We start from the raw sequence: 11,037 nt of genomic DNA, 5'->3' as shown, positions 1-11,037 counted from the left end.
CCGAGGAGCATCAACGTGGCCCAGTTCGACATGCCGCTGCCCGAACTCGAGAAGTACAGCCCGGAGGTCGACGAGCCCGGCGACTTCGACGAGTTCTGGTCGACGACCCTGGCCGAGGCCCGCACGTTCGACGAGGCGCCGCAGGTGGAGCGCATCGACGTGGGGCTCACCGAGATCCTGGTCGACGACGTCACGTTCGCCGGGTTCGGCGGGCATCCGGTCAAGGCCTGGCTGACGCGTCCGGCGCACGCGCCGGGCGACCTGCCCGTCGTGGTCGAGTACCAGGGCTACGGCGGCGGGCGGGGCCTGCCGCACGAGCGGATCCAGTGGGCCGCCGCGGGTTACGCGCACCTCATGATGGACACGCGCGGCCAGGGTTCGGGCTGGGGTGCGGGCGGGGACACGCCGGACCCGGTGGGGTCGGGCCCCGCGTCCCCCGGGTTCATGACCCGCGGCGTGCTGGACCCGCACGACCACTACTACCGCCGCGTCTTCACCGACGGCGCCCGCGCCGTCGACGCGGTGCGCGCGATCCCGGGCCTGGACCCGGCGCGGGTGGCGCTGAGCGGTGGCAGCCAGGGCGGCGGCATCACCATCGCGGTCGCGGGCCTCGTGCCCGACGTCGTGGCCGCCATGCCCGACGTGCCGTTCCTGAGCCACTACCGCCGCGCGGTGTCGATCACGGACAACCTGCCGTACAACGAGATCACCCGCTACCTCTCCGTGCACCGCGACCCGGCGGTGGAGGAGCAGGTCTGGCGGACCTTCTCCTACCTGGACGGGGTGTCGTTCGCCCGGCGCGCCCGCGCGGCGGCACTGTTCTCGGTGGCGCTCATGGACGCCACGTGCCCGCCGTCGACCGTGTACGCGGCGTACAACGGCTGGGGGCCGGGCGGGGCCGGCGCGGCGGGCAAGGAGATCGACGTCTACCCGTACAACAACCACGAGGGTGGCGGCGACTACCGGTTCCCGCGGAAGCTCGCATGGCTGAACAAGATCATCTGACGGCCGTCGGCCGTGGACCGGCTTCGGGACTGTCGGACAGTGGCGGTACGCTCCCAGCGCACGCCCCAGACCCGGAGGTACCGCCCGTGCCCGAGTACGACCTGCCGCTCGTCACGGTGGCACCGGCCGCTCCGCCCGCCACCGACGAGCCCACGGACTTCGACGCGTTCTGGGCGGCGAACCTCGCCGCGCACCGGGACATCGAGGTCGCGCCGGTCCTGACCACGACGTTCGCCCGTTCGCGGGACCTCAACGCGGAGACGGTGACGTTCGCCGGTTTCGAGGGCCGCCCGGTGACGGGCTGGCTCGTCATGCCGGTCGGGGCCGCCGCGACGCTGCCCGGCCTGGTCGAGCTGCGGCCGGCCGGCAGGGCCGCGGCGCGCGACCTGGAGTGGCTCGCGTCCGGCGGGTTCGCCCACCTGGTCGTCGAGGTGCCGCAGGACGACCTCGACGACCCGTACAACCGCGGCGTCTTCACCGACGCGGTCCGCGCGGTGCAGGCCCTGCGCACGCTGGAGAGCGTGGACCCGTCGCGCATCGCGGTGCTCGGTACGGGCCCGGTGGCGGCGGCGGCCGTCGCCGCGGCCGGCCTGCTGCCCGACCTCGCGTGCGCCCTGGTCGAGGGCGACATCCCGGCGGCGCACAAGGACTCCCTGGTCGCGTTCGCACGCCGGGCGAGCACCCCGCTGCAGCTCACGCAGGGCGCGGGCGCGCAGGTGCTGCTGGAGGAGTGGGGCCGCAACGCCGCCCTGGCGCTCAGCGCGATGACGGGCACCGTCGAGCGGGTGGTCGAGTGCGTGCTGACCGCCGAGAGCAACCTGGCGACGCGGCGCACCCGCTGGATCACGCGGCACACGCACCTGACGAACGTCTTCGTGCCGCAGGTCGCGTACTGACCCGGTGCGCGCTCAGGCGCGCATCGGGGTCACCACCTGGGTCCCGGGGGCGGGCCCGGACGCGCACCAGACCGCGTCGACGACGTCCGCCGCCGTCCATGCCGCGCCCAGCGCCAGCGCGTGCTGCCTGGACCGGCCGAGCGCGGCGACCGTGGGACCGGATCCCGACACGATGACGCCCAGCGCCCCGGACTCCGTGGCGACCTCCAGCACGTCCGCGAGCTCGGGCCGCAGGTCGAGCGCAGGACCCTCCAGGTCGTTGTGCAGCGCCTTGCCGAGGGCCACCGCGTCGCCGGCGCGCAGCGCGTGCATGATCGCGGTGTCGTCGGTGGGGGCCACGCGCGGCGTCGACGGCCCGGCGAGCTCGTCGAACCGGCGGAACACCGTGGGCGTGGAGAGGCCCTCCCGCTGGGTCGCGAAGCACCAGTGGAACTCGCCGCGGGTCATCGCGGGCGTGAGCAGGTCGCCCCGGCCCGTGCCGACGGCGGTGTGCCCCAGCAGCGAGAACGGCACGTCCGCCCCGAGCTCTGCGGCCAGCTCCACCAGCTCCGGGCGGGGTATACCGGCCTCCCAGAGCGCGTCGCAGGCCACGAGCGCGGCGGCGGCGTCGGCCGAGCCGCCCGCCATGCCGCCGGCGACCGGCACGCCCTTGGTGATGTGCAGCTGGACGTCGTCGGGCAGGCCCGTGCGCTCGGCCAGCAGCGCGGCGGCGCGCCACGCGAGGTTGGTCTCGTCCGTCGGGACGGCGTCGGCCTGCGGACCCGAGACCGTCAGCGAGATGCCGGCGCCGGGTGCCACCTGGGTCGCCGTCACCTCCTCGTACAGGGACACGGCCTGGAAGATCGTCGCCAGCGGGTGGTAGCCGTCGTCGCCGACGGGCCCCACGCGCAGCCCGAGGTTGACCTTGCCGGGCGCACGGACCCGGACCGACGGCGGCGGGGCCGCTGAAAGACGCGGGATCACTCGTCCCCCTCCTGCTCTGCGATGCCGGACGCAGGGGTCACCCCGGTGCCCGCGGTGTCCGGCAGGTCGGGGAGCTGCTCCGCGATACGCGCGAACTGCTCGACGACGAGCGTCTCACCCCGGGCGCCCGGATCCACGCGCGCCGCGCGCAGCGCGTCCTCGGCGGCGGCGCCGGAGCCGAACACCCCGGACAGCGCGGCCCGCAGCGTCTTGCGGCGCTGCGCGAACGCGGCGTCCACGACGGCGAACACCTGCTCCCGCGACGCGGTGGTCGAGGGCGGGTCGCGACGCTCGAGGTAGACGAGCGCGGAGTCGACGTTCGGGGCGGGCCAGAAGACGTTGCGCCCGATGGTCCCGGCGCGGCGGGCCGACGCGTACCACGCGGCCTTCACCGACGGGATGCCGTAGATCTTGGAGCCCGGGACGGCGGCGATCCGGTCGGCCACCTCGGCCTGGACCATCACGAGCACACGTTCGAGCGAGGCGAACCGCTGCAGCATGGTGAGCAGCACCGGGACGGCCACGTTGTAGGGAAGGTTCGCGACGAGCGCCGTCGGCGGCTCGCCGGGCAGCGTGGTGACGTCCAGCGCGTCGGAGAGCACCACCTCGAAGTCGGCGCCCGGGACCCGGGTGCGCACCGTGTCGGCGATCTGCCCGGCCAGGACCGGGTCGATCTCGATCGCGACCACGGAGGCGCCGGCCTCCACCAGTCCCAGCGTCAGGGAGCCCAGCCCGGGCCCGACCTCCACCACCCGCTCGCCGGGCCGCAGCCCCGCGGTGCGCACGATCTTGCGGACGGTGCCGCCGTCGTGCAGGAAGTTCTGGCCGAGCGTCTTGGTGGGCCGGACGCCCAAACGCCCTGCCAGGTCGCGGATCTCCGCGGGACCGAGCAGGGCGCTTGAGGTGTCGTTCATGCAGGTGAGCCTAACTGGAGCGTTCGTGCGGAGCGTACTCGGAGGTGGGACGCAGCGGAGCAGGTCCCGCCGGGAGGACGCGCAGCACGAGAGCGACCGTGTGGAATCGAAAGGCTCCGTCAGTGGATCAGTACCAGCCCACCGACTCCGAGTGGCCCCACGCACCGCACGGCGTGCCGTAGCGGTCCGCGATGTAGCCGAGGCCCCACTTGATCTGGGTGGCCGGGTTGGTGGCCCAGTCCGAGCCCGCCGAGCCCATCTTGGAGCCCGGGAGCGCCTGCGGGATGCCGTAAGCGCCCGAGGACGGGTTGGCCGCCTGGTAGTTCCAGCCGGACTCGCGCTCCCAGAGGAGCTCGAGGCAGGTCCACTCCGAGCCGGTCCAGCCGCGGGCGGCGGCCATCTGCTGGCCGATCTCCTTGACGGAGCCGGACGGCGCCGGGGTGCTGCTCTCGGTGCTGGTCGCCTCGACGGTGGCCTTCTTCTCCACCGGGCGCTCCTTGGTGCCCTCGACGATCACGCCGGTGACCGGCTTCTTGGTCACCTTGTTCGAGAGCTCCTTGCGGGCCACGACCTCGCCGTCGACCGTACGGAGCTGGACGATGCGCGTGCGCACCCCGTCCCGGCCCGCGGTGCGGACGTGGTCGCCCTCGTCCTCGTAGCGGTCCTTGTCCTTGACGGTCTTCACCTCGTGGTCCACGTCGAACCTCTGCGTGACCTTCTTGGTCTCGACGCGCTGCACCTGGACGGCGACGTCGGCGCCGGCCTTCTTGGCGGCCTTGGCGGACTTCGCGTCGATCGCCTTGTCCTCGGCCAGGGTGGCCACGGGGACGATGTTCACGAGGTCGTCCTTGTCGAGCTCGACCTTGAGGCCGTTGAGCACGCTGTCGACGCCGTCGGCGTGGTCCTCGACCACGCGGGTCTTGCCGTCCGCCACGACGGCGACGGGGCCGTCGTCGTTCAGGCGGAGCGGCAGCGAGGCGCGGTCGCCGGAGCGGGACGCCACCAGGGAGACGTCGCCGCCGCGCTCGGCGAGCGTCGTCAGGGCCTCGCCGGCGTCGGTCACGGTGACCCAGACGTCGCGCTCGTCACCGCCGTCGGACATGGTGACCTGGCGGGCGTAGCGGACGACCACCTGGTCGCCGTCGGACAGCTTCGCGTCGGTGCCGGGGGCGACGACGTCGCGCTCGCCCAGACGGACGCCCTGCGACTCGAGCATGCCCTGCACGGAACCGGAGTAGGTGGTGATGGTCTTGGTGGTGCCGTCGACGTCGAGCGTGACGGTCTTGCGCGCCTCCGCGAAGGCGACGGAGCCGGAGGCGGCGATCGCCACGGCTGCGAGGCCGGCGACCAGGGGCCAGCGACGGCGACGCTTCGAGAGGGTCGTCCGAGGGTTCGGGGCCTCGGACTCTGAGTTGATGCTGGGGATGGAGCCAGAACTCTGCTGCTCGGAACGGGGGTTCACTCGTGTCCAGTCGTCGGACGTCCCGGGCACGGGCGGCGAGCCGGGGCGCGCGCTCGCGCGAGCGTCCCCACCACGATTCGGCCTGGGGGCCTGGCGACTCTTGCGAGCCGTCGCGGTCTCGACCGGCCGATCCGGCGGTCTCGCACTGATCACGAGGTTCCGTTCTCAGTGCTGCCCTGCCGCCGTTCGGGCGCTGTGGCCTACACCACTTCGCACCCTCCCGCCAGCGAGGACAACCGAACGTAACTGATCCGTTATCGTCCGGCCAAGTTTCTCGGTGCTATCGGGCTGTGTTATCGCTCACTCGTCTAGGACAACCGTCCAACTCGCTCCCCGTGTCAGACGCACAGATCACTCGGGTGACCTGTACGTCTGACACGTCGGGAGGGGGTCAGAGCAGGCCGAGCTTCGCGGCACAGCCGGGCCACTGCCCCCAGCCGGACTGCGCCTGGAGCTTCTGGGCCCGCATGGTCTGCTCGGCGGCCGAGGCCTCCGACGGGAGGCCGGAACCGCCCATCGCCGCCCAGGTCTGCTGCGAGAACTGGTACAGGCCGTAGTAGCCGTTACCCGTGTTGGTGGTGGGGTCGCCGCCCGACTCGCACTGCGCGAGCTGGGCCCACACGCCGCTGGTCGCGACCACGTCGCCCTTCGGCTCGGGCGCGGCCTTCTGGGCCGGTTCCTTCGCGACGGGCTGCGGCTCGGGCTCCGGCTCCGGTTCGGGCTCCGGTGCGGGACGGTCCTTGGTGCCGTACACGGTCACCTGGTCGACGGGCTTGCGCTCGACCTTCGAGGAGCGCTTGTCCCGCTTCACGACCTCGCCGTCCACCGTCGTGACGTCCCACGTCGTGACGCGCTTGCCCACGACGCCCTTGGTCGCCACGTACGGGTCGAGATCCTCGTACCGGTCCGGGTCAGCGGTGCGCACCTTGTCGTAGGGCAGCCGGGTCACGGTCTTCTTGACCGAGCTCCGGACCTGCTCGACGACGACGGAAAGCGTCGGGACGCTCGGATCGGCCGACCGGTCGGACGCGCCGTCCGACCTCTCGACGGTGACCCGGTCGTCCGAGTCGACCGTGACGTCGTGCTCGGCGAGCAGCTCGTCGAGCTGCGCCGCGCCGTCGGCCACCCGCTCGGTCTTGCCGCCGACGACCAGGTTCACCGGGCTGTCGGCGTCGAGCCGCAACGGGAGGGTCACCCGGCCGCCGGAGCGGGACGGGACCAGCGCGACGTCGTCGGCCCGTTCGGAGAGCGTGGCGAGCGCCTCGTCGGCGTCGAGCGCGGTGACCCACGTCGTCCGCCGCTCGCCGTCGGCCTGGAGGGTGATCTCATGGCCGTAGCGGACCACGACCATGCTGCCGTCCCGGAGGGAGCCGCCGGGCGTCACCGCGTCACGGTCGGTGACGTCGACGCCCTCGTCGGCCAGCAGGCCGGCGACGTCGCCCTGGAAGGTCTCGACGGTCGTGACCTTGCCGTCCACGTCGAGCGTGACGGTCTTGTGGGCCGAACCGTAGGCGGTGATGCCACCGGCGCCGGCGACCGCGATGGCCGCGGCCCCCGCGAGGAGGGCGGCTCTGCGGTGGCGCTTACGGGGCGGGGCCGGCTGGGGAGAGTCCGGCGGGACGAGGGGGTGAACCGTTGACGGCGGTTCGAAGATCTCGGTGATGCCGACGTCGGAGCCGGCCTCAGGGGTGGGGGGCTGTTCACTGGGGATGCCCTGAGCTGGGTGGGGAGATGACACGCGGGTCCAGTCCTCGCGCGGTCCGGGCACGGGGGCCGGGACGGCGCGAGTCGCACGCGCCTCCCGCGCGGGGCGCGGGCCCGACCGGCCGATCCGGCGGTCCCAGAGACCGTAACCCTGCCGTTATCAAATGCAAGCCTATCCGCGAAATACACCTTGGAAAGGTCGGGATAGATCCTTAAATATCCCAAATGTTCCAGGGTGAAAATGGCCTGCTCAGTACCAGCCGATCTCCACGGAGTGCGCCCAGGCACCACACGGCGTGCCGTAGCGGCCGGAGATGTAGCCCAGCCCCCACTCGATCTGGGTGGCCGGGTTCGTGAGCCAGTCGCTGCCCACCGTGGCCATCTTGGAGCCCGGGTTCGCCTGGGCGATGCCGTACGCCTCGCTGCTGGGGTTGTCGGCGTTCCAGCGCCAGCCGCTCTCCTTCTGCCAGAGCTGGTCGAGGCACGAGAACTCGTCGGCGCCCCAGCCGCGCTCGGCCGCCATCGCCTGGCCCAGGGCCCGCGCGGAGCCCGGGTCCACGGGCGCGGTGGCCACGTCCATGGTCCCCACAACGAGCACCTCGTTCACGGGCTCGCGGGTGACCTTGCGGTCCACCACGGTGCGCTCGACGACGGCGCCGCCCACCGTCTTGACCTCGTACGTCACCTTCGCCTCACCGGCGACGCCGGCGGTGCGGATCGACTCGTAGCCTTCGGGGAGGCTCGAGTCCTCGACCGTCTCGGTCTCGAACGGCACCACCTCGGTCACCGTGCGCGACGACGACGCGTCGCGGCTGACCATGATGATCATCCCGTCCACGGCTGCGGCGTCGAGCGGCACGGACGTGACGTCGCCGTCGGCCAGCGCGATCCCGGCCTCGTCGAACACGGAGCGCACCGTCGACCGGGTGGTGCTGAACTCCAGCACCGAGCCGTCCACGGCGATGTTGACCTTCTTGACCGTGGAGAACCGGACCGGGTCGCGGCCGAGCTGCGTGGTCCGGGAGGCCGTGGCGAGGGCGCCGTCGCCGCGCGGCCCGAGGGCCGCCAGCAGCTCGCCGACCGTGCCCGCGGTGGTGCGCAGCGTGATCACCTGGCCGTCGAGCTCGACGGTGACGTCCCGGCTGGTGCGGACCACCACGGTGTTGCCGGGGCCGACGCCGGACGCGGCGGCGGGCTGCACCACGTCGTCGGGCTGCAGCTCGATGTTCTGCGACGCCAGCGCCTCGGCGACCGTGTCGCCGTAGACGCTGAGCGTGCGGACGTCGCCGTTGTAGTCGATCGTCAGGGTCGTCGCGTTGGCCGTGTACATGCCGGCCACACCGACGAGCACGCCGACGACGGCACCACGAACCAGCCAGCGGGCCGGTCTGCTCGCGAGCCACGGCCGTGCGTACCTCACCACGAGCACCAGACCGTAACGGAACAAACCTCGCAGCAAAAGGCGTGGGGATATGAAATCAAATGCCGCTTTCTTCGCCCCAATGCGCCATTCTTACCAGCTACCGTAGACGCGCTCCGAGCTGGCACTGATGTCCGCGCACAGCACCGCGAGGTCTTCCCCCAGGTGGGCCGCCATGTCGCGCACCGTGTGGGCCGCCGCGAACGGGGCGTTCGGCTGCCCCCGGTACGGGTGCGGCGTGAGGTACGGGGCATCGGTCTCCAGGAGGATCAGCTCACGCGGCGCCACGGCCAGGGCCGCGCGCAGGTGGTCGTTGGCCTTGAACGTGACCGGTCCGGCGAACGACAGGTACCAGCCGTGCTCGGCGCAGACGCGGGCCATCTCGGCGTCGCCGCTGTAGCAGTGGAAGACGGTGCGCTCGGGCGCGCCGTCGGCCAGCAGAACCTCGATGACCTGGGCGTGCGCGTCCCGGTCGTGGATCTGCAGGGCCAGGCCCAGCTCCTTGGCCAGGGCGATGTGCGCGCGGAAGGCGTCCCGCTGGGCCTGCTCGCCGCGCGGGCCCGTGCGGAACAGGTCCATGCCCGTCTCGCCGATCGCGCGGATGCGGTCGTTGCCCTTGGCCAGGTCGGCGATCTCGGCGACGGCGTCGTCCAGCCCCACCGCGTGGCGTTCCTCCGGCTCGGGCGTGAGCCCGTCAGGCCCCACCTCGTCGATGCCCGCGTGCAGGGTGGCCTCGTTGGGATGGATGGCGACGGCGCCCAGCACCCGCGCGTCCTGGCGGACGAGGGCGTCGGTCCAGCGCGCCGACGGCAGGTCGCAGCCCACCTGGACCACTCGGTCCACGCCCGCGGCCGCGGCCCGGTCCAGGTGGTCCGCGGCGGACGGCGGCCAGTCGCCCCGCTCGCCCGCCGGCGCCGTGCCGGGCAGCACAGCGGCGATGTGGTCGAGATGTGTGTGGTTGTCCACGACCGGGACCGGCAGCGGCTCGGGGGCGGCCGGGAACCCGCGCTCGCGTGTGCGCTTCGCCATCGTCGGTCGCTCAGGCCGCCGTGTCGTCGAGGCGCGGGAACAGGGCCGCGCCCTTGGTCACGGTGGTGCCCGCAGGGAGTGCGCCGAACGTCGCCGCGCCGTCGAGCGGCTGGGCGTCGAGCGCCCCCAGCGAGGCCTCCGCACCGAGCAGCTCCCAGAGCCCGGCCGCCGCCTTCGGCGTGATCGGGTTGAGGAGCACCGCCAGCGACCGCAGCGCCTCCGTCGCGGTGACGAGCGACGTCGCGAGGCGCCCGCCGTCGACCCCCGCGCCGGACTCGTCGGTCTCGCCCGGCTCCTTCGCGAGCTTCCAGGGCTGCGTGTCGGCGAGGTAACCGTTCGTGGCGTCCACGAGCGTCCAGACCGCGGAGACCGCGTCGTGGATGGCGAGCCGGTCGATCGCCGCCTCGGCGTCGGCCACGGCCTGGGCCGCCACCCGGGCGAGGCTGGTCTCGGCGTCGGTGAGGGCGCCCGGGGTGGGCAGGGAGCCGCCGAAGTACTTGCCGATCATCGCGGCGGTCCGGGACGCGAGGTTGCCGAACCCGTTGGCGAGCTCGCCGTTGTAGCGGGCGGTCATGTCCTCCCAGGAGAACGAGCCGTCACCGCCGAACGCGATGGTCCGCATGAAGTAGTAGCGGAACGCGTCCGAGCCGAAGGTGTCGATGATGTCGGCCGGCGCGATGCCCGTGAGCTTGGACTTGCTCATCTTCTCGCCGCCCACCAGCAGCCAGCCGTGCGCGAACACGGTCTGGGGCAGCGGCAGGCCGGCGGCCATGAGCATCGCCGGCCAGATCACCGCGTGGAACCGCAGGATGTCCTTGCCCACGAGGTGCACGTCGGCCGGCCAGGTCCGGGCGAACTGCTCCTTGCGCTCCGGGTCGTCGCTGTCGAGGCCCACGGCCGTGGCGTAGTTGAGGAGCGCGTCGAACCAGACGTAGAGCACGTGGGACGGGTCCCACGGGATCGGCACGCCCCAGTCGAACGTCGAGCGCGAGATCGACAGGTCCTGCAGCCCCTGCCGCACGAAGCTCACGACCTCGTTGCGGGCCGACGCCGGCCGCACGAACTCGGGGTGCTCGTCGTAGAGCGCGAGCAGCCGGTCCGCGTACGCGCTCATCCGGAAGAAGTAGTTCTGCTCGGAGAGCATCTCGACGGGCGTGCCGTGGATGGCGCAGACCTTCTGCCCCTCGTACTCCCCCGTGCCGTCGAGCAGTTCGCCCGGCAGCTTGTACTCCTCGCAGTCCACGCAGTACGGGCCCTCGTAGGAGCCCTCGTAGATCTCGCCCTTGTCGTACAGGCCCTGGAGGAAGGCCTGCACCGCGGTCTCGTGCCGCGCCTCCGTGGTGCGGATGAAGTCGTCGTTGCGCACGTCGAGGGTCTTCAGCACCGGCTTCCAGGCGGTCTCGACCAGCCGGTCCGCCCAGTCCTGCGGGGTCACGCCGTTGGCCTCGGCGGTGCGCAGCACCTTCTCGCCGTGCTCGTCGGTGCCGGTGAGAAACCAGACGTTCTCCTGGCGCTGGCGGTGCCAGCGCGTCACGACATCGGCGGCGACCGTCGTGTACGCGTGCCCGATATGGGGGGCATCGTTCACGTAGTAGATCGGCGTCGTGAGATAGAAGGACTTCTCGGCTTCCGGCATGGGTCCAT

9 protein-coding genes are annotated in these 11,037 nt (G+C 72.4%); 2 read left to right on the top strand and 7 right to left on the bottom strand.

All coding sequences use genetic code 11. The features are described from left to right. The first annotated feature begins 15 nt into the window (after positions 1-15). Positions 16-1,005, top strand: a complete 990-nt coding sequence (locus tag QRN56_RS18550; RefSeq protein ID WP_285105698.1) for an acetylxylan esterase — start codon at positions 16-18, stop codon at positions 1,003-1,005. Positions 1,006-1,091: 86 nt separating this feature from the next. Continuing rightward, positions 1,092-1,901, top strand: a complete 810-nt coding sequence (locus tag QRN56_RS18545; protein WP_285105696.1) for an acetylxylan esterase — start codon at positions 1,092-1,094, stop codon at positions 1,899-1,901. A 12-nt stretch (positions 1,902-1,913) separates the two neighbouring features. Here the strand turns inward: QRN56_RS18545 and QRN56_RS18540 are convergent, their stop codons facing one another. From QRN56_RS18540 to metG, 7 genes are all read right to left on the bottom strand, one after another. Next, positions 1,914-2,864 (bottom strand): 4-(cytidine 5'-diphospho)-2-C-methyl-D-erythritol kinase, encoded by a 951-nt coding sequence (locus QRN56_RS18540; RefSeq protein WP_285105694.1) that lies wholly within the window; start codon positions 2,862-2,864, stop codon positions 1,914-1,916. Then, positions 2,861-3,778: a 16S rRNA (adenine(1518)-N(6)/adenine(1519)-N(6))-dimethyltransferase RsmA gene (rsmA, locus tag QRN56_RS18535; RefSeq protein WP_285105692.1), complete on the bottom strand. Its 918-nt coding sequence runs from the start codon at positions 3,776-3,778 to the stop codon at positions 2,861-2,863. The genes QRN56_RS18540 and rsmA overlap by 4 nt, the downstream gene beginning before the upstream one ends. 127 nt (positions 3,779-3,905) lie before the next feature. Beyond that, complete coding sequence (locus tag QRN56_RS18530; RefSeq protein ID WP_285105690.1) at positions 3,906-5,108, bottom strand: resuscitation-promoting factor; 1,203 nt, start codon at positions 5,106-5,108, stop codon at positions 3,906-3,908. 523 nt (positions 5,109-5,631) lie between these two features. Beyond that, positions 5,632-6,978, bottom strand: a complete 1,347-nt coding sequence (locus tag QRN56_RS18525; protein WP_285105688.1) for a resuscitation-promoting factor — start codon at positions 6,976-6,978, stop codon at positions 5,632-5,634. 216 nt (positions 6,979-7,194) lie between these two features. Beyond that, on the bottom strand, positions 7,195-8,364 hold the full coding sequence (locus tag QRN56_RS18520; RefSeq protein ID WP_285105686.1) for an aggregation-promoting factor C-terminal-like domain-containing protein: 1,170 nt from the start codon (positions 8,362-8,364) through the stop codon (positions 7,195-7,197). 93 nt (positions 8,365-8,457) lie between these two features. Then, positions 8,458-9,393: a TatD family hydrolase gene (locus QRN56_RS18515; RefSeq protein ID WP_285105684.1), complete on the bottom strand. Its 936-nt coding sequence runs from the start codon at positions 9,391-9,393 to the stop codon at positions 8,458-8,460. A gap of 10 nt (positions 9,394-9,403) precedes the next feature. Further along, positions 9,404-11,029, bottom strand: coding sequence for a methionine--tRNA ligase (gene metG, locus QRN56_RS18510; protein WP_285105682.1), 1,626 nt, complete (start codon positions 11,027-11,029; stop codon positions 9,404-9,406). Positions 11,030-11,037 lie beyond the last annotated feature (8 nt).

Source organism: Promicromonospora sp. MEB111, from assembly GCF_030209445.1.
In the GTDB taxonomy this organism is placed as follows: domain Bacteria; phylum Actinomycetota; class Actinomycetes; order Actinomycetales; family Cellulomonadaceae; genus Promicromonospora.
This window is presented reverse-complemented; position numbering and strand designations above follow the sequence as displayed.